This window comes from Parasphingorhabdus pacifica (assembly GCF_054779195.1).
Map to the genome: position 1 here is coordinate 237207 of NZ_BAAGYS010000011.1, position 19154 is coordinate 256360.

17 protein-coding genes are annotated in these 19154 nt (G+C 69.0%); 15 read left to right on the plus strand and 2 right to left on the minus strand.

Annotated elements, in window-relative coordinates:
* Positions 1-267 precede the first annotated feature (267 nt).
* The 9 genes from ACYVAN_RS18075 (at position 268) to ACYVAN_RS18115 (ending at position 8938) form a co-directional block, all read left to right on the plus strand.
* The gene (locus ACYVAN_RS18075; protein WP_460961128.1) at positions 268-579 is read left to right on the plus strand and encodes a WXG100 family type VII secretion target; all 312 of its coding nucleotides are present in this window, start codon (positions 268-270) and stop codon (positions 577-579) included.
* Between the two features lie 135 nt (positions 580-714).
* Positions 715-1005 (plus strand): WXG100 family type VII secretion target, encoded by a 291-nt coding sequence (locus tag ACYVAN_RS18080; RefSeq protein ID WP_460961130.1) that lies wholly within the window; start codon positions 715-717, stop codon positions 1003-1005.
* Between the two features lie 636 nt (positions 1006-1641).
* Positions 1642-2088: a 50S ribosomal protein L13 gene (gene rplM / locus ACYVAN_RS18085; RefSeq protein ID WP_460961132.1), complete on the plus strand. Its 447-nt coding sequence runs from the start codon at positions 1642-1644 to the stop codon at positions 2086-2088.
* 23 nt (positions 2089-2111) lie between these two features.
* Complete coding sequence (gene rpsI, locus ACYVAN_RS18090) at positions 2112-2669, plus strand: 30S ribosomal protein S9 (protein ID WP_460961134.1); 558 nt, start codon at positions 2112-2114, stop codon at positions 2667-2669.
* 185 nt (positions 2670-2854) lie between these two features.
* Complete coding sequence (gene glmM / locus ACYVAN_RS18095) at positions 2855-4189, plus strand: phosphoglucosamine mutase (RefSeq protein ID WP_460961136.1); 1335 nt, start codon at positions 2855-2857, stop codon at positions 4187-4189.
* Positions 4190-4241: 52 nt separating this feature from the next.
* Positions 4242-4409 (plus strand): hypothetical protein, encoded by a 168-nt coding sequence (locus tag ACYVAN_RS18100; RefSeq protein ID WP_460961138.1) that lies wholly within the window; start codon positions 4242-4244, stop codon positions 4407-4409.
* A gap of 580 nt (positions 4410-4989) precedes the next feature.
* Positions 4990-5295, plus strand: coding sequence for a type VII secretion target (locus tag ACYVAN_RS18105; RefSeq protein WP_460961140.1), 306 nt, complete (start codon positions 4990-4992; stop codon positions 5293-5295).
* Positions 5295-8423, plus strand: coding sequence for a WXG100 family type VII secretion target (locus tag ACYVAN_RS18110; protein ID WP_460961141.1), 3129 nt, complete (start codon positions 5295-5297; stop codon positions 8421-8423). The genes ACYVAN_RS18105 and ACYVAN_RS18110 overlap by 1 nt, the downstream gene beginning before the upstream one ends.
* Positions 8424-8431: 8 nt before the next feature.
* Positions 8432-8938: a hypothetical protein gene (locus ACYVAN_RS18115; protein ID WP_460961143.1), complete on the plus strand. Its 507-nt coding sequence runs from the start codon at positions 8432-8434 to the stop codon at positions 8936-8938.
* Positions 8939-8996: 58 nt separating this feature from the next.
* Here ACYVAN_RS18115 and ACYVAN_RS18120 read toward each other — a convergent pair whose 3' ends face one another.
* Positions 8997-9815, minus strand: a complete 819-nt coding sequence (locus ACYVAN_RS18120; RefSeq protein WP_460961145.1) for a dienelactone hydrolase family protein — start codon at positions 9813-9815, stop codon at positions 8997-8999.
* 107 nt (positions 9816-9922) lie between these two features.
* Between ACYVAN_RS18120 and glmS the strand changes: the two genes are divergently transcribed.
* From glmS to tsaE, 5 genes are all read left to right on the plus strand, one after another.
* Positions 9923-11785: a glutamine--fructose-6-phosphate transaminase (isomerizing) gene (gene glmS / locus ACYVAN_RS18125; protein WP_460961147.1), complete on the plus strand. Its 1863-nt coding sequence runs from the start codon at positions 9923-9925 to the stop codon at positions 11783-11785.
* A 112-nt stretch (positions 11786-11897) separates the two neighbouring features.
* Complete coding sequence (locus tag ACYVAN_RS18130; protein WP_460961149.1) at positions 11898-13394, plus strand: NAD(P)H-hydrate dehydratase; 1497 nt, start codon at positions 11898-11900, stop codon at positions 13392-13394.
* Between the two features lie 176 nt (positions 13395-13570).
* Positions 13571-14710 (plus strand): alanine racemase, encoded by a 1140-nt coding sequence (alr, locus tag ACYVAN_RS18135; protein WP_460961151.1) that lies wholly within the window; start codon positions 13571-13573, stop codon positions 14708-14710.
* A complete protein-coding gene (locus ACYVAN_RS18140; protein WP_460961153.1) occupies positions 14707-15813 on the plus strand; it encodes an alpha/beta fold hydrolase in 1107 nt (368 codons plus the stop codon). The genes alr and ACYVAN_RS18140 overlap by 4 nt, the downstream gene beginning before the upstream one ends.
* Positions 15810-16292, plus strand: a complete 483-nt coding sequence (gene tsaE, locus ACYVAN_RS18145; protein ID WP_460961155.1) for a tRNA (adenosine(37)-N6)-threonylcarbamoyltransferase complex ATPase subunit type 1 TsaE — start codon at positions 15810-15812, stop codon at positions 16290-16292. Before ACYVAN_RS18140 ends, tsaE begins: the two co-directional genes overlap by 4 nt.
* Before the next feature lie 156 nt (positions 16293-16448).
* Here tsaE and ACYVAN_RS18150 read toward each other — a convergent pair whose 3' ends face one another.
* Positions 16449-17231: an IclR family transcriptional regulator gene (locus ACYVAN_RS18150; RefSeq protein WP_460961157.1), complete on the minus strand. Its 783-nt coding sequence runs from the start codon at positions 17229-17231 to the stop codon at positions 16449-16451.
* 226 nt (positions 17232-17457) lie between these two features.
* Here ACYVAN_RS18150 and aceB point away from each other — a divergent pair, with 226 nt between their 5' ends.
* The gene (gene aceB / locus ACYVAN_RS18155) at positions 17458-19065 is read left to right on the plus strand and encodes a malate synthase A (RefSeq protein WP_460961159.1); all 1608 of its coding nucleotides are present in this window, start codon (positions 17458-17460) and stop codon (positions 19063-19065) included.
* The last annotated feature ends 89 nt before the right edge of the window (positions 19066-19154 follow it).

The following is a 19154-nucleotide window of genomic DNA, read 5'->3' on the forward strand; positions in this document are numbered from 1 at the left end:
GCCCCTCACTCGAATGCCGAGTCGTGGACGGCGAAATAGCAAGAGCAAACGTTCCGAGTGATGCTGCTCTCGGCATTTCGCAATGGCGAATACCGGGCCGACCTGGGGTTTCGCCTCGTGGCGTTTACAGGAGCAACGGGTTGGAAGAAACCTGAGACAGGAGGGAACCGGACATGGCAATGTCTGCGTCGTAGGGCACAGCAGAACTTCGAGACGCAGGCGGCCGGTCGGCTACCTGGAAAACAGACCGAAGGGGGTCAACCCGAGATGAGCGGTTTCGGTACCGACGCAGACCTGATGGACAAGGCATCGGGTCAGGTTGAAGAGGTCCGCGCCAACGTCGAGAACGCGGTGCAGCAGCTGCAGGGCAACATCGAGCCCGTCATGGCCAGCTGGCGTGGTGGCGCTTCCGACGTCTTCCGGAAGTTGATGGACCAGTTCCAGGAGAACGCCAAGACCATCAACCAGAAGCTCGGCGAGATCAGCGAGAACATCAAGAGCTCCGGTCAGGACTACGCCCAGCGCGAGGAAGAGCAGGCTGCGGAGATGTCCAAGATCGAGGGCATGCTCGGCGGCTGAGCAACTGGGGGGACGCATCCGGCGGCCGGTCGGTGACACCGCGAAGTGATTCGCCGCTCCCGCCCGGTAGTCGGAGCACTCTTCCGTCCGCCGCTACGGCTTGATTGACCAACATCACTTGAGGGGATTAGAGCAATGGGTGAGATCAAGGTTGACTTCGGTCAGCTCAGCCAGGCCGCCGACGACCTCGGCCAGGCAGCCAGCAAGATCCAGAGCGAGCTCGACGAGCTCGAGAGCTTCCTGAAGCCGCTGGTCGCCACCTGGGAAGGTTCCGCGCAGGAGGCCTACCAGGTCGCTCAGGACGAGTGGGACAAGGCCGCGCAGAACATGCAGGAGATCGCTGCCAAGATGGGCATGGCGGTCAGCGCCGCCAACGACTCGTACCAGCAGGGTGAGAAGCGCAACGCCGCTCGCTTCGGCGGCTGACGGTCCAGGCTGTTGCTTCCGGCCCCGGTTCGCCGAACCGGGGCCGGAGTGCGTCCTGGACGTCGTCGTTCGGGTGCGGTGCTGCGGTCGGGAGCGGGTCCGGTCGGAAGTGGGCAGCGCCGCCGCTGAAACGCCCCGGTGTCTCGCGCGCCCGCGAACGCGCCCGGAACCCAACGCGCCCGGAACCCAACGCGCCCGGAACCCAACGCACCCGGAACCGACGTGCGCCGGGCTGGTGCGCTGGGCTGGTTTCGGTGCGGCGGGCCGCCCCGCCGGCACGCGGGGCGAGGGGGGCGGTGGAGCCGTCGGCGCCGCGGGTTATGCTTGTTTCGGCGATGGAGCAGGTCAACGTTAGATCGACGGTGTAATTTGCCGCGACTGGACCCGTTTTGACCGAGCCATCAGCCAACAAGTACCCTGATTCTTTGTTGTGCGGTGCGCGACTGCAGTGCTCGATCGGTGGACAGCCTCAGAAGAGCAAGAGCTGAGGTGGAGGTTCTGCGGCAGCATTCAGGATGTGCCGGTTCCCCGGTCGAAGCCGAGGGATCCGACCGGAGCGTGATTCCGACGGACAGTTCCAGAGGGATACGACGGTCCGCACCGAGATTCCGACGCGAACGACGACGAGGTAGACCCGTGCGCACGTACAGCCCCAAGGCCGGCGAGGTGACCCGCGCCTGGCATGTGATCGACGCCGAGGACGTGGTGCTCGGCCGGTTGGCTACCCAAGCCGCCACGCTGCTGCGCGGCAAGCACAAGCCGACCTACGCTCCGCACCTCGACACCGGCGACTTCGTCGTCGTCGTCAATGCCGAGAAGGTGGCCCTGACCGGTAGTAAGCGCGACCAGGCTTTCCACTACCGGCACAGCGGATACCCGGGCGGCCTGCGGAAGCAGTCTTTCGGTGAAGTGCTGGACCGCCACCCTGAGCGGCTGCTCGAAAAGGCCATCAAGGGAATGCTTCCGAAGAACAAGCTCGGCCGCGCCATGGGCAAGAAGCTCAAGGTTTACGCCGGGCCGGAACACCCCCACGTGGCGCAGAACCCGCAGCCGTTCCAGATCAACGCGAAGGTCGAACAGTGACCGAAGGACCCGAGGATCAGCAAGTGACCACTCCTGAGCCGGAGGAGACTGCAGCCGTCGAGGAGACTGCAGCTCCCGAGACCGCAGCCGTCGAGGAGACCGCAGCCGCCGAGGAGACTGCAGTCCCCGAGACTGAAGCTTTCGAGACGTTTGCCGAGGACGCCGAGGGCGTTACGCCGGCTCCCGTTCCGGCCGGTCGGCCGGTTCAGACCGTCGGTCGCCGCAAGGAGGCCGTGGTCCGGGTTCGGCTCGCACCTGGTGCCGGTGGCTTCAAGCTCAACGGCAAGAAACTTGAGGACTACTTCCCGAACAAGGTTCACCAGCAGATCATCAAGGAACCGCTGGCGACCGTGGAGCGCATCGACAGCTTCGATGTGACCGCGAACCTTCGCGGCGGTGGCCCCTCCGGCCAGGCCGGTGCGCTTCGGATGGCGCTCGCCCGCGCGCTGAGCGAGTTCGACGGCGACGACCGTCCGGCGCTGAAGAAGGCCGGCATGCTGACTCGCGATTCCCGCGAGAAGGAACGCAAGAAGTACGGACTCAAGAAGTCCCGCAAGGCTCCGCAGTACAGCAAGCGCTGAGCCTGCGCGCGACTGCTCCGGGGAGCAGAATCGGCGGTGCCGTACCGCACCGCCGAACCTCGGTTGTGCCTGCTGCGGCAGGCGATGGACACGACTGGCGGGAGCAGCTTTTCGTCCGTTTCGGACGGAGGGCTGCTCCCGTAGTCGTTGATACCCCCGGTTGAATCCAGGAGGACCTGCTGCCCATGTCCCGACTTTTCGGCACCGACGGGGTCCGTGGTTTGGCGAATTCCGATCTGACGCCGGAATTGGCGTTGGCGGTGGCTTCGTCGGCAGCGAGGGTGCTCTACGACCGGGACGATTCGCGTAGACGGGTCGCGCTGGTCGGCCGGGATCCGCGCGCCAGCGGGGAAATGCTGGAAGCCGCGGTCACCGCGGGTCTGACAGCGGCGGGTGCCGACGTGCTGCGGGTCGGCGTGCTGCCCACCCCGGCGGTGGCCCACCTGGTCGGCGAGGTCGGGGCGGACCTCGGCGTGATGATTTCCGCCTCGCACAATCCCATGCCGGACAACGGCATCAAACTTTTCGCCGCGGGCGGGCACAAGCTTCCGGACGTCGTCGAGGACGAGATCGAGTCCCGACTGCACGAGGAAGTCGACCGGCCAACGGGTGTGCACGTCGGTCGGGTTCGTGATGTTCCCGACGCCGTGCAGCGATACGTGGATCACCTGCTCGTGGCGACCCCGCAGCCGCTCGACGGCCTTCGTGTGGTGGTGGACTGCGCGAACGGCGCGGCATCGATGGCGGCGCCGGAGGCGTACCGCCGTGCGGGTGCGGAAGTGGTCGCGATCCACTCCGAGCCCGACGGGCTCAACATCAACGACGGTGTCGGTTCGACGCACCTCGACGTGTTGCAGAGCGCGGTTGTCGAGCACGGCGCGGACCTGGGAATCGCCCACGACGGGGACGCCGACCGCTGCCTGGCGGTGGACGCGGCGGGTAACGCCGTCGACGGCGACCAGATCATGGCGGTCCTCGCGGTGGCCATGAAGGAATCCGGTGAGCTCTCCGACGAGACGCTGGTCACCACGGTGATGAGCAACCTCGGCCTGCACCTGGCCATGCGTGATCGCGGGGTGAAGCTGCGCACCACTTCGGTGGGTGATCGCTACGTCCTCGAGGAGCTCCGCGCCGGCGGGTTCTCCCTCGGAGGCGAACAATCCGGTCACCTGGTGCTGCCCGGGCACGCGACTACCGGCGACGGGCTGATCACGGCGCTGCGGCTGATGGGTCGGATGGCAGCCACGGAATCGCCCCTGGCCGCGTTGGCCTCGACGATGACCCGCCTGCCGCAGATGCTGGTCAACGTCCGGGTGACGGACAAGGCCCTGGTGATGGCCGATTCCGGCCTCGCGGCGGCAGTGGCCGCGGCGGAAGACGAGCTCGGCGAGACCGGTCGCGTGCTGCTCCGCCCGTCCGGCACCGAGCAGTTGGTCCGCGTCATGGTCGAGGCCCCCAGCGAGGACATCGCGGGGGGAGTGGCTCACCGACTGGCGGACGTCGTTGCGGCTATTCGGTGAAGGTTGTGACTGAGATCTCTCGCCGAGGGGCTAAGTGTGAGAGTCTGCTCACATGGGTGCCATCGTTGTCGCCATCTTCGTAGGACTGCTCGCCGTCGGCTTGGTCGCGGGCCTCGTCGTCTTCTCCGCGCTCGCGCTAGCCGGTCTTCGGGCCGTCAACGCTGCGCATGACGGGGGGACGTGGTTCAGCAACCGTTTGCAGCAGCGCCGGGTGCGGTAGGCGGACTCGCCATGCGAACGCCCGGTGATCTGCTGATCGTCCTGGTCCTCCCGCTGGTTGTGGTCGTCGGGGGCGCAGGGCTTGCCGCGCTCCTCTCCGGCGTGGTCGTCCTGCTCTGAGCTTGTCGCGGGATGTTCAGGTCGCCCCCGGCGTAGGTGAGCCTGCCCGCTGATCGCCCGCTTCGAGATCCGGACTCTCCCCGGTCGCTCCTGTCCCGGTCGTTCTTGCCCCGCGCCTGCTCTGCGCCTGCTCAAGCGGCCCGGGCTCAAGCGGCGCCTGCTCCAGTCGCTGTTGCCTCGGGCTCGTCGGCTTCATCCGGTGCGGCACGCCTCGATCGAGATCCACGGAGTGGATCCGGCAAGGCTGCCCGGGGCACGTTGGTAGCCCTGGCTCCGTGCCCCGGGCAACGCTGCGATTTTCACGCGCATCGGATTCGCGAAGTTTGTTCACTATTGCAAGTACCTCGCTGAACCGGCCTTGGTGTCCGATCTCGCCTGTCAGGATGAGGAACCTGGCCAGTGTGCGTGCCGTCCCAGCGCGAGCTGGTGGAGGCGTCATGCGTTGTCGAGGAGGGGAGCTCATGTCGGGGGCTGAGACTTCTGGAAGCGATATCCAGAAAGCGGCGACAGCATTTTCGGACGGAGCCGATCGGATCGCGGACTTGGCCGGCCGGGTTACCGAGTCGAAGGTGAGCCCGGAGAAAGCAGGCAGGAAGTTCCACGAGGCCGGTCAGGCGTATCGCGAGGCGCTGGACAAACTGGGCGCGAATGTCAAGGCCTTCGCGGAGAACGGCACGAAGCTCTCCGAGAACCTCGGGGAATCCGCGAAGCAGTACCAGGCCAGTGACGAGTCCGGCGCCGAAGAGATCGGGAAGGTTGAGGTCTGATGGTCAAGAGAGGGGAAACGGGCGGGAGCTCGAACGACACGAGCTCGACGAATTCCAGTGGCCAGACCTCGAGTACCGATCGGGACGAGCAGGGCAACTCGACCACGCCGGGCAACTCGACTACGCCGGGCGGCTCGACTACGCCGGGCGACACCTCGTCGTCCACGCAGCCGGGCTATGCGGATACGCAGGACGCGTATTCGAACGCCGAGTCCACCTACGCGGAGGCCCGGCAAGCTGAGCAGGCCCAGGCCGAACAGGCGCAGGAATCGAACACGCGGGACGGTCAGAACTCCGGTGGGCAGCCGGGCCAGGGTTCGGATCCCGCCGCGACGAACCAGTCCCAGGGTGGGAACGGCCAGGGCGGGAACGGCCAGGGCGGCGGCGGAAATGGCGGCGGTGGTAACGACGGCGGTGGTAACGGCGGCGGGGGCCAGGGTTCGGGGGGCGGCGAGGAAGGTTTCTTCGAGAGCCTCGGAGGCGGCGTCGGCACCGCCTACGGCGCGGGCGTGGGTGCGGGTGTGGGAACGCTGGCCGGGCCGGCAGGGACCGTCGGCGGCGGTGTCCTCGGTGGTATGGCCGGTGAGCAGGTGGGCAGCGCGGTAGGTGGTGCGGTCGACGACGCGGTCGGCTGGGCAGGTGACACGCTTTCGGACGCGGGCAGTTGGCTGGAGGACAACGCCGGTTCGATCGCGGACGGCGCGCTCAAGGTGGCCAACCCGATCGGCGGTCTCGCCTTCGAGGAACTCACCGACGGTGGTTTCTCGGCCCTGCAGGAAAAGCAGCGGGCGGCCGAAGAACGGGCAGGCAACTACGAGAAGGCCAAGCAGACCCTCGACAGCGGCGGTGCGGTCAACCTTTCCGACGAACTGCTCGATCCCGCCCGTCAGGGATTGGACCTGTTCGAGCAATTCCTGCCGCTCTACAAGGAGTGGAACGGTAGCGGACCCGATTTCGAACCCAAGGTGGTCAAGGAGTACGACCAGGTTCGGGAGATCGATTTCGGCGCTTTCCGGGAGGATGCCGAACGTCTCTCCTCCGTCCAGAGTGGTCTCGGCGAGCAGAACGAGTCGATGGACCACACCTTCCGCGGGACGAAGGAGACGTGGAAGGGCGAGGCGTCCGAAGCCGCGAGCGGCAAGGTCCAGTCCTACAACCAGGCCGGTGCCAGCGTCATCCAGGACGCCGAGGCCTTCGCGGGGGCGATCGTCCCCGCCGTCGACGGCATCCAGGAAGCCGTTCGGGAGTACGCGAAATTCGTGCTCGATCTCGCCCCGGAACTGAAGTGCGCGGGCAAGACCCCGGACGAGACGAAAGACGAGATCCGCAAGGCCAACGGCGACATCCAGATGGAGGACCTCGCCGATGTCGGCATCGACGACGTCTTCTCGGGCACCTGGTCGGTGATCAAGGACGCGGCGATCGGCTTCATCTGCGGTGGGCCCGTCGGCGGGCTGTTCGGCCAGCTCATAGGGGCAAAAGACGCCGCCGATGACATCCGGCAAGGGTTGATCGACGACGCCAAGAAATGGCTCGATGGATCGTTCATTCCGGAAATGCAGCAGAAGTACGGCCAGTTCCAGGAACGCAGCGGTGCTGTGCAGGAGACCGTGCAGTCCGCCTACGACACGATGCTCCAAGCCGCTGAGGTGCAGGACGACCCGTTCAAGGGGATGCAGGACGAAGGGGAGGGCGACAGGGCCGCGCAACCGTCCGCGGAAAACACCCCGTCCGCCCAACCTGCTTCCGGCGACACCGGAGGCGGCGGTACCGGTGGTGGTGGCACTGGTGGCGGCGGTGCCGGTGCCGGTGGTGGCACCGGGGGAGGTGCCCCGGAGACCCCGGATGTCCCGAAGCCGCCGGAGATGGACGGACCGGAAGAACCCGGTTCCGGTCCGGGCGAGCAGGGGCAGCCGGAAGAGGTCACGCTAGGCAAGGGCGACGACGCGGTGACCGTCCAGGAGCCGAACGAGCAGGGCACCACCGAGGTGACCGTGATCGGGGAGGACGGGCAGCCCAAGACCTACGAGGTCTCGTTCGGTCCCGAAGGCGGCCAGGGCGAGCCAGGTTCCGCACCCGGTCCCGGCGGCCAGCCACCACCCGGCCAGTCGCCGGGCCAGCTGCCCGGCCAACCTCCGGGCCAGCCCGGCATGGGCACGATGCCCGCACCGGCGGACGGTGCCGCAGAACCGGGAGGACCGCAGTCCACCCCGATCCAGGCCGACGAGAACGGCAAGGCCGTCATCCAGGACGGTGGTCGGACGATCGCGCTGGAGCGAGGTCCCGACGGTGGAATGCAGGTCGACATCGACAACGGCGGCGGAGAACCGCCGACGAGCCAGACCATCAACTTCGGCGATGATTCCTCGGTGCCTTCGACGGGCATTGGTGGGGGCGAGCCGCCGCCGCAGGTGGGTGGTTTTGAGGAGCCGGTGCCTTCGACGGGCATTGGTGGGGGCGAGCCGCCGCCGCAGGTGGGTGGTTTTGAGGAGCCGGTGCCTTCGACGGGCATCGGTGGGAGTGAGCCGCCGCCGCAGGTGGGCGGATTCGATTCGTCTGGTGAACCGGCCCCGGCCCCGGCCCCGGCCGCGTCCTCGGCCGGGGCTATGACCGCTGATGCCGGGTCCGGAACCGGCTTCCCGGGTGCCGCCGGCGACGCCGCGAGCGAGCCCGGGAACGGAGGAGCTGCGCCGACCACTCCTCAGTCCTCGGGCATGACCTCGATGGGTGGTCTCGGAGAGGGCGCGCAGAACTCCTTCGGCAGCGCGTCCGGGCAGTTGCAGGACGACGGTGCGTCGAGCCGGGCGCCGTCGTCCGGGGAGAGCTCCGGAGCGCCCGGTATGGCGAGCATGCAGGGCCCGGAGTCCGGCAGTCCCCAAGGTGCGGGCGGGATGGCGTCGATGGGCGACTCCGGTGGCGGTGGCCAGTCCGGGCAGGGCTCCGGCGGCACGTCCGGCGGCGGCATGATGGGCGGTATGGGAGGCATGGGCGGCCAGCAGCAGGGCGGTGGCGAGCAGGAACGCTCCAACGACAGCCCCTGGCGCACCCAAGGACAGTTGTTCGACGACGGGATCGATCCGTCGAACGTGCGATACCGCTCGGTCCTCGGCGAGGACGGCGGGAAGTGAGGCGCTGAATGGCACTGGTCAATCAGGCGGTCGCCGACGAGGTAGCGACCCTGGTGGCGCGGCACCGATATTCGGTCGACGACTCCCGCGACGTGGTCAAGGGGGCGGAGCAGGCCGCGAGCAAGAACAACGAGGCGATCAAGGAAGCCGCCGCGCAGCGGCAGCAGGAGATCTCCGAACGCGTCGACGAGGCCAAGGCAGCGGCCGAGAAGCCCCGCAACGAGTGGGGGAGTCAGCCGCGTGCGGAAACCGGCAGCGAGATCGACCTCGGCGGGGAGGACGAGGAATACGAGGCGGCGGCGCCGTCGCGGCAGCATGAGCTCTCCCAGCCCGCCGCCCAGTCACCATCACCGCAGCCATCGCCGTCGCAGCAGCCATCACCACAGCAGCCATCACCACAGCAGCCATCACCACAGCCCCAGGCAGCTCCGCCGCCGGCGGCGCCCAAACCGGCTCCCCGGCGCCCCGCGTTCGACGAGGACGACGATTTCGAGAACGACAGCTGGTTGAGGTAGTTCGAACGGTCGGTGCGGGTGTCGGCCACCCGCACCGACCGGATGACAGCCGGTCGGCTCAGGCCACGACGAGGCCGCCTCGCGAGTGCTCCTGGTCGATAGCGCAACCCGAAACGTCGTTGTCCAGCAGCGCGTCCCCGCGCTTGTCCCCCGCGACGGTGTGCAGCAGGAACGCCGTGAGCAGGGCGCGGCCGAGTCGTTGCGTGCCCCACTGGGACTTGCCGTGCAGCAGCAGCTCGGACCAGTGCCTGCCCTCGGTGAAGCCGAGGTGGCTGGCCTTCTTCACGGTGCGGACCTGAACCGGACCGCCCCAGGCCGCCGCGATGGGTTCGGCGTTGGACACCGGCGGTGCCAGCAGATCGTTCCCACCGGTCACGTGCAGGCCGGGAATCGTCACGCGCGGGGCCGCCGCGATCGCCGACGGGATGGTCTCCGAGACCGCGAACGTGCCCACCGATTTGATCCGCTCGTCGGAGGCCGCCGCGAGCACGGCGCAGCCCGCGCCCATCGCGTGCCCGGCCACGGCCAGCTTGCCCTCGTCCACGCTGATGTCCCCGTCGCCGAGGCGGACGCCCACGCAGATGTCCAGCGCGGTGCGCAGGTCCTGGGCGAACAGCCGGTGCGAGGGCAGCGCGCCGCGCTGCGTTCCGGGTGCCGCCGCGACGATGCCCCAGGACGCCAGGTGGCGGAGGAGGCCGAGGTAGCGCCGGGGTGGTTGCAACCAGCCGTGCCCGAAAGCAACGGCGGGCCTACCGAGCCCGGTTCGCGGAGTGCACACCACCCCGGGGAGCCCGGCGAGGGCCAGATCACCGTGCAGGACCTCGTGCGGTCCGCGCTGGGCCAGTTCCGACATCGCCTTCTTGGCAGTTCGCGCCATGGTCCGCAACGGTAGCCGACACGTTCGCGTGCGTGCGGTAGCGACGGCACCCACATCGGTGATGCCACCGTAGGTAGAGACCAGCAGGTGTCGTTACGCTTGGCCGGGTGTGCGGCATCGTGGGTTATGTAGGACATCGCCAGGCGCTTGATGTGGTGCTCGACGGGCTGCGACGCCTGGAGTACCGCGGCTACGACTCGGCCGGGGCGGCTGTGCTCGACGGTTCGGGCGGTCTGGTCGTCGACCGGGCGGCCGGAGCCCTGTCGAATCTGGAGAAGCGCGTCGTCGAATCGGACAACGGCCGGTTCGCGGGCAACGCAGGGATGGGACACACGCGGTGGGCGACGCACGGTGCGCCGACCGATCGAAACGCCCATCCGCATCAGGACGCCGCGGGCAAGGTCGCAGTGGTCCACAACGGCATCATCGAGAACTTCTCCGCGTTGCGCGCCGAGCTGGAAGCCGACGGCGTCGAGATGGTCAGCGACACCGACACCGAGACGGCGGCGCACCTGATTGCCGCGGCCTTCGCGAGCGGTCCGACGGCCGGTGACCTCGCGGCCAGCGTCTGCGCGGTCGCCAACCGGCTCCGAGGCGCATTCACCCTGGTGGTCACGCACGCCGACCAGCCGGATCGGGTCGTTGCGGCGCGGCGTTCCTCGCCGTTGGTGCTCGGCGTCGGGGAGGACGAGCACTTCCTGGCCTCCGACGTCGCGGCGTTCATCGAACACACCCGCGACGCCGTCGAGCTGGGACAGGACCAGGCGGTGACGATCACCGCCGACGGTTACTCGGTCACCGACTTCGACGGCAACCCGGTCAGCGCCAAACCGTTCACCGTCGACTGGGACCTTTCGGCCGCCGAGAAGGGCGGCCACGACTACTTCATGCTCAAGGAGATCGAGGAGCAGCCGGAGGCGCTGGAGAACACCCTGCGTGGGCATTTCGTCGACGGCCGTGTGGTGCTCGACGAGCAGCGCATCTCCGACCAGGACATGCGCGACATCGACAAGGTGTTCGTGGTGGCCTGCGGCACCGCCTACCACTCCGGCCTGCTGGCCAAGCACGCCATCGAGCACTGGTGCCGGGTGCCGGTGGAAGTGGAGCTGGCCAGCGAGTTCCGCTACCGGGACCCCGTCCTGGGCCGGGACACGCTGGTGGTGGCGATCTCGCAGTCCGGGGAGACCGCCGACACGCTCGAAGCGGTGCGGCACGCCAGGGCGCAGCGCGCGCGGGTGCTGGCGATCTGCAACACGAACGGCGCGCAGATCCCCCGGGAGTCCGACGCGGTGCTCTACACCCACGCGGGCCCGGAGATCGGCGTGGCGGCGACCAAGACCTTCGTTTCGCAGATCGCGGCGAACTACCTGGTCGGGCTGGCTCTGGCGCAGGCTCGCGGCACGAAGTTCGCCGACGAGGTCGCGCGGGAGTTCAACGACCTCGCCGCGATGGCCGACGCCGTGCGCAAGACGCTCACGACCGTGGAACAGGTGCGCGCGCTGGGCAGCCGGATCTCCGACTCGAAGGCCGTGCTGTTCCTCGGCAGGCACGTCGGGTATCCGATCGCGCTGGAGGGCGCGCTCAAGCTCAAGGAACTCGCCTACATGCACGCGGAGGGCTTCGCGGCGGGTGAGCTCAAGCACGGGCCGATCGCCCTGATCGAGGACGACCTGCCCGTGGTCGTGGTGATGCCGTCACCCACGGGGCGTGCCCTGCTGCATTCCAAGATGCTGTCGAACATCCGCGAGATCCAGGCGAGGGGTGCGCGCACGATCGTCATCGCGGAGGAGAGCGATGAGGAAGTGCGCCCGTTCGCCGACGAGCTGATCGAGATCCCGTCGGTTCCGACGCTCCTCCAGCCGCTGGTCTCGACCGTGCCGCTCCAGGTGCTGGCCGCGGAGATCGCGCGTTCCCGGGGCTACGACGTGGACAAGCCCCGCAACCTGGCGAAGTCCGTCACAGTGGAGTGACGATCGCCCGGTGGGCAGGTCGGTTCCGCGCAAAATCGACACCCGCGAAATCGGAGAACGCCGCGGGCGGACCCCGCACCGCGTGGTCGCATCCTGAAACGGGAGGTTGCTGGTGCAAGGGGTTTGGACACCGGACCAGGTCAGGGCCGCCGAACAACGGTTGTTCACCCGGACTCCCGAGCCGGCCGTGATGCGGCGGGCTGCGCACGCGGTGTCGGTGCGGGTGGCACGGCTGCTCACGGAGGTCACCGGCCGGGTCAGCGGCAGGCATGTCGTGCTGCTCGTGGGAGCGGGCAACAACGGTGGTGACGCGCTGTGGGCCGGCGCCTTCCTGCGCCGGCGCGGTGTGGGAGTCACCGCGGTCCTGCTCAGCCCGGACAAGGCGCATCCCGAGGGGCTGGCCGCGCTGCGCGGTGCGGGCGGGCGCGTGTGCGCCGCCGACGGACCGGGCGCGGACACGGCCGGCGTCGGCGCGGACGCGGCGGACGCGTTGCAGCGCGCCGACGCGGCCGTCGACGGCGTCGTGGGCCTCTCCGCTCGCGGCCCGCTCCGGCCGATCGCCGCCGAACTCGTGCACCGGCTGACCGTGCCCGTCGTCGCCGTCGACCTGCCCAGCGGAGTCGATCCGATCACCGGCGTGGTCGAGGGCGAAGCCGTGGCCGCCGACGTGACCGTCACCTTCGGCGGCCGCAAACCCTGCCATGTGCTGGGCGAGGGGGCGGTGCGTTCCGGGGCGGTCGAGGTGGTCGACATCGGGATCGCCGACGATCTGGACGCCCCGGATCTGGTGCTGCTCGATCCGGAGGACGTCGGTGCGGCCTGGCCGGTCCCGCACCCCGAAGACGACAAGTACACCCAGGGCGTGGTGGGCGTCGCGGCCGGATCGGCCACGTTCCCGGGTGCGGCGGTGCTGACGTCGGGGGGTGCGGTCCGCGCGACCTCCGGGATGGTTCGCTACGCCGGTCCCGCCGCCGATGTGGTCCGCGCGCACTGGCCGGAAGTGGTGGCGACCGGTTCGGTGACCGATGCGGGGCGGGTGCAGGCGTGGTCGGTGGGACCGGGGATCGGTACGGGTCCGAGCGGTGGCGACGTGCTGCGGATGGTGCTGGAGGAGGCACGCCCGGTGTGCGCGGACGCGGACGCGATCACGCTGTTCGCCGGGGACGAGACGCTGTGGGACTCGCGGGACCCGGACGTGCCGGTGGTGCTGACCCCGCACGCCGGGGAGTTCGCGCGGCTGGCGGGCGATTCCGGTGCGGACCGGGTCGCCGCGGCGCGTGATTTCGCCCGCCGGTACGGCGTCGTGCTGCTGTTGAAGGGCAACACGACCGTGGTCGCCGCCCCGGACGGCCGGGTCCTGGTCAACGCGGCCGCGCACGCGTGGCCTGCCACCGCGGGTTCCGGCGATGTGCTCACCGGGCTGATCGGTGCGTTGATGGCCGCCGGGCTCGATCCTTGGCTGGCCTGCGGATGCGCCTCGTACGTGCACGTGCTGGCGGCCGAGACGGCCGCGCTCGGCGGTGCGGAAACGGGAGCACCGGTGGGTGCCTCGGAGCTGTCGGCGGCGGTGCCGGAGGCGATCCGGCGGGTTCGCGCCGAGGCAGGCTGATCCGCTCCGCCCGGTCGGCGGCCGCGGTGTTCCGGTGTCCGTGCCGGCACCTCGGGCCAGATCGTCGTGGCAGGGTCGCGACGGCGTTCGAAGAGCCACCGAACCCGCGCTGAGCAGCGCCGAAACCGGATACCTGGGCCGTACCGGGCGACGGATGTGCGACCATGACCGGTGCTATGAGTGACCAGCCTCCGTTCCGCGCCGACCTGCGCATCGATGTGGACGCGCTTCGCGACAACGTCGGAGTGCTCTCCCGGCGCGCCGCCCGTTCGGGGGCCGCGACGATGGTGATCGTCAAGTCCGACGGGTACGGGCACGGTGCGGTGACCACCGCGCGGGCGGCGCTGGATTCGGGTGCTGATCGCCTCGGGGTGGCCTCGGTGACCGAGGCGTTGCAGTTGCGATCGGCCGGGATCGACGCCCCCGTGCTGTGCTGGCTCTACAGCAGCGGTGAGGACTTCGAAGCCGCCGTCCGGGCCGACGTGGACCTGTCCGCGTCGTCGGTGTCGAGCCTGCGGAGCATCGTCGAGGCGGCGGAACGCGCGAACCGGGTCGCCAGGGTGCACTTGAAGATCGACACCGGCTTGAGCCGCAACGGGTGCCCGCCCGACCTGTGGCCGGCGCTGGTCGAGGCGGCCGCGAAGGCCCAGGTGGAGAGCCTGGTCGAGGTGGTGGCGGTCTGGTCGCACCTGGCGTGTGCCGACGAGCTGAACCACCCGTCGATCGACATGCAGGCCGAACGGTTCGGCCGGGCCTACGAGCAGGCGCGCGCGGCCGGCCTGGACCCGATCCGCCACATCGCGAACTCCGCTGCGGTGCTCACCCGCCCGGACCTGCACTTCGAGCTGGTCCGCCCGGGAATCGCAGTGTACGGCCTGGACCCCGTCCCGGAGGACGGTGATCACGGACTGCGGCCCGCGATGACCTTCCGCTCGTCGGTGGCGATGACCAAGCGGGTCGCCGCGGGCGAGCACGTTTCCTACGGGCACTCGTGGGGTGCCGAGCGGGCGTCGAACCTGGCGCTGGTCCCGGTGGGCTATGCGGACGGGGTTCCGCGAACCCTGTCCGGCCGGATGTCGGTGTGGTTGCGCGGCAAGCGCAGGCCCGTCGTCGGGCGGGTGTGCATGGACCAGATCGTGGTGCTGTGCGACGACGACGAGGTTGCCGAGGGCGACGAGGTGATCCTGTTCGGCGCCGGTGACGCCGGGGAACCGACCGCCGCCGAGTGGGCCGACGAGCTGGGCACCATCCATTACGAGATCGTCAGCGGGATGTACCGACCGAGGGTCACCCGCACTGTGGTGGAGGGCGCATGAAGCCGGTGTGGCAGGCGCTCGCCTGGACGAGCGGAATCGTCGGGGCGGCTATGACCGGCGCCGCGTTCGGGGTTGCCGCGCACAGCTCGCGCATCGCGACGCAACGCGAGGAGAGTGGCGACCCGTACGCGACGGAGGAGCTCGGGACGCTGCCCGCCGACCGCCAGTCCACCGTGGCCGCCGATGACGGAGTTCCGCTCGCGGTGCAGGAGGTCAAGACCGCCGACGGGGAGCATTCCGAGGTGACCGTGGTGCTCGTCCACGGCTACACGTTGGATTCGCGGTGCTGGCATTTCCAGCGCAAGTCGCTGCCGGAGTCGACCGACCCGCGGGTTCGGGTGGTGCAGTTCGACCAGCGCAGTCATGGCCGCTCCGGGCATTCGAGCAAGAGCCGCAGCACGATCGAACAACTCGGCAAGGACCTGGACGCCGTGGTACGGGCGACCGCGCGGAAGGGCCCGATCGTCCTCGTCGGGCATTCGATGGGCGGAATGGCGATCATGGCGCTGGCCGAGCAGCGGCCGGAGCTTTTCAAGAAGCGCGTGTGCGCGGTGGCGTTCATCGGCACCTCGGCGGGCGAGGTGGGTGCGGCCGGGTTGCCGCGCCCGTGGCTTTCCCGGAACAACCCGCTCACCAGGGGACTCGGCACGCTGGCCGCCCTGCAGCCCACGCTGGTGGAGCGGGCCCGGAAGACCGGTAACCAGCTCACCTGGAGCATCGTGCGCGGGCTCGCCTTCGGAGATCGCCGGGTCAGCCCGTCACTGGTGGACCTGATGGTGAAGATGATCGGCGCGACCAGCGTGGAGGTCGTGACCGACTTCCTGGAGACGATCGGTTCGCACGACCGCAAGGCCGCGCTCGCCGGGTTGCGGCACTGCGAGGTGCTGGTGCTCAGCGGGGAAGCCGACCGGCTCACCCCGTTTTCGCACGCCGAGGTGATCGCCGCCGAGCTGCCCGATGCCGAGTTGGTCCGGGTGGAGGGCGCCGGGCACATGGTGATGCTGGAGCGACACGAGCTGGTGAACGAGCACTTGACGAGGTTGCTGCGCCGGGCTTGCCGGAAGCTCGGCGATGACGAGTCGAAGGCGATGGGCAAGTCGTGAACACCGTGATTCGCACGTTCGAGCTGGCCGAGGAGCACGATTCGCAGGAGTTCGGGCGCCAACTCGGTTCCGACCTGCGCGCCGGTGACCTGGTCCTGCTGGACGGCCCGCTGGGTGCGGGCAAGACCGTCCTCACACGGGGGATCGCGGCGGGCATGGGCGTGTCCGGCCGGGTCACGTCCCCGACGTTCGTGATCGCGCGGGTGCATCGCGCCGATGTCGGGGACCGGCCGTCGCTGGTGCACGTGGACGCCTACCGGCTGGGCGGCCTCGCGGACATCGACGACCTGGACCTGGACACCGACCTCACCGACGCGGCCGTGGTCGTCGAGTGGGGCGCCGGGTTGGCCGAACAGCTCGCCGACGAGTACTTGGTGGTGCGGCTGAACCGCCGCGCCGACGATGTGCGCGAGGTGGAGCTGGAGCCGCACGGCCCCCGCTGGGAGCAGTGGGTGTCGCAGCGCTTCTCGGGTCGCTGAGTGCTCCCGGAGTGATTCGGGCGCGGTCACTCGGCTGACGGTCACCTTCGGTTCCGCACCGAAAGCGGCCGACGCCGCTCCTGCCGACGCCGTGGACGGATTCGAACCACCGGTCCGGGAACGCAGGTTCCCCGCGTTCCCACGCTCGGCCCGCCGTCAGGTGGTGCTGTCGGAGGTGCGGAGTTCCGCGGAAAGGTCGTTCGCCAGCCTGCGCATCAGTGGGATGACTTCGTCGGTGGCGATCCGGGTCATACGTCCCTCCGGGCCGCTGATGGAGATCCCGGCACCTGCCGGGGCGCCGGGGATGGCCACCGCGTAGCAGCGCACGCCGACCTCCTGCTCCCCGTCGTCGATGGCGTAACCGAGGTCGCGGATGCGGGCGAGCTCGTCCTGCATGGACTGGATGTCGGTGATGGTGCGCTCGGTCTGCGGTCGCATCCCGGCACGTTTGAGCAACTGTCCGACGGTCTCGTCGGGCATGGTCGCCATCACTGCCTTGCCGACGGCGGTCGCGTGCGCGTCGACGCGGCGACCGACCTCGGTGAACATCCGCATGGAGTGCTGGGAGGGCACCTGCGAGACGTACACGATGTGTTCGCCGTCCAGCACCGCCATGTTCGACGTCTCCCCGGTCGCTTCGGTGAGTTCGCCCAGGTAGGGGCGTGCCCAGGAGCCGAGGGCGCGACTGGCGGTTTCGCCGAGCCGGATCAGGCGGGGGCCCAGTGCGTAGCGGCGGGACGGTTGTTGGCGGGCGTAACCCGAGCCGACCAGGGTGCGCATGATCCGGTGGATGGTCGGCAGCGGGAGGCCGGACGTTTCGGCGAGCTCGGAGAGCGTGACCTCGCCGCCCGAGTCGGCCATCAGCTCCAGCAGCTCGAAGGCACGATCGACGGACTGCACCCCTCCGCCCTGGCTCGCCTGGCGTGGGCCTGTGGACATCGCGGCGGTCCTCTCCACGGTTGTGGTTGCCGAGTTTAGACGCCGGAAGGTGCGTCAGCTCATGTTGCCCGTGTTCATCAGTGGAAACTAACATCCACGATGCAGAAAACATACGGGCGCTGGCGCGGGTCGCAACTCGCGCCGAGTGGGCGGGATCTCGTCGCACGCGGCAAGGTAAGCCACAGCCAGCATCTGTGAACCCGGCATTGAAAGAGGTGGACCTTCCATGTCTCAAATGGGCCTGACGACTCCCGAGGGCGTCCAGGTGCTCGGCGGCGCGGTCGAGCGTGGTGACGAGATCCTGACCAAGGAGGCCCTGGAATTCGTGGCCGGGCTCCAGCGCGCGTACGGCGCGCGCCGCGACGAGCTGCTCGCCCTCCGCACGAAGCGCCGCGAGGAGGCCGCTCGCAACGGCCGCCTGGACTTCCTGGAAGAGACCAAGTCGATCCGCGAAGGCGACTGGCAGGTCGCCGAGCCGCCGGAGGCCATCCGCGACCGCCGCGTCGAGATCACCGGCCCGACCGACCGCAAGATGGCGGTCAACGCGCTGAACTCCGGTGCCCGCGTCTGGCTGGCCGACCTGGAAGACGCCAACACCCCGCACTGGGACAACGTGATCTCCGGACAGGTCAACCTCTACGACGTCGTGCGCAAGCAGGTCGAACTGTCCACTCCGGAGGGCAAGCAATACAAGCTGCGCGACGACGTGGAGCACGCGGTGGCGCTTGTCCGCCCGCGCGGCTGGCACTTCGACGACAAGCACGTGCTGGTCGACGGCAAGCCCGTCGTCGGGGCCCTGCTGGACTTCGGTCTGTTCTTCTTCCACAACGCGCAAGAGGCGGTCAAGCGCGGCAACGGGCCGTTCTTCTACCTGCCGAAGATGGAAAGCCACCTCGAAGCGCGCCTGTGGAACGACGTGTTCACCGACGCGCAGAAAAAGCTCGGCGTGCCGCACGGTTCGATCCGCGCCACGGTGCTGATCGAGACCTTCCCGGCCGCGTTCGAGATGGAGGAGATCCTCTACGAGCTGCGCGACCACTCGGCGGGCCTCAACGCAGGCCGCTGGGACTACCTGTTCAGCGTCATCAAGACGTTCCGCGAGTCGGACAGGTACATCCTGCCGGACCGCAACAGCGTCGGCATGACCGCGCCGTTCATGCGCGCCTACACCGAGCTGCTGGTGCGCACCTGCCACAAGCGCGGTGCGTTCGCGATCGGTGGCATGGCCGCGTTCATCCCGAACAAGAAGGACCCCGAGGCCAACGAGAAGGCCATGCAGAAGGTCCACGACGACAAGAAGCGGGAAGCCGCCGACGGCTTCGACGGTTCGTGGGTCGCCCACCCCGGGCTGGTGGACATCTGCTACGAGGAGTTCAACGCGGTGCTGGGCGACAAGCCCAACCAGATCGACCGCACTCGAGAGGACGTCTCGATCACCGCCGACCAGCTGCTCGACGTGGCCTCCACGCCGGGTGAGCGGACGATCGAAGGCCTGCGCGCCGCGGTCGACGTCGGTGTTCGCTACATCGTCTCCTGGCTGGGTGGCACCGGCGCGGCCGCCATCCACAACCTGATGGAGGATGCCGCGACGGCCGAGATCTCGCGCTCGCAGATCTGGCAGTGGCTGCACAACCACGTCGTGCTGGCCGGCGGCGAGCGGGTCACGCTCGAACTGGTCCGCGAGGTCCTCGCGGACACCGAGAAGAAGTTGCGTGCCGAACAGGGCTTCCCGACCGAGAACCTCGGTCAGGCGGTCGAACTGTTCGAGACCGTGGCGGTCGCCGACGACTTCGCGGACTTCCTCACCCTGCCCGCGTACGAGACGATCGACTGACCGTTTCGCCGGTGGTGGTCCGGGGCCGGCCGCGGACCACCACCGGCCCGCAGGCCTGTCCGCCACCTGCGCGGCCACACATCACTGCG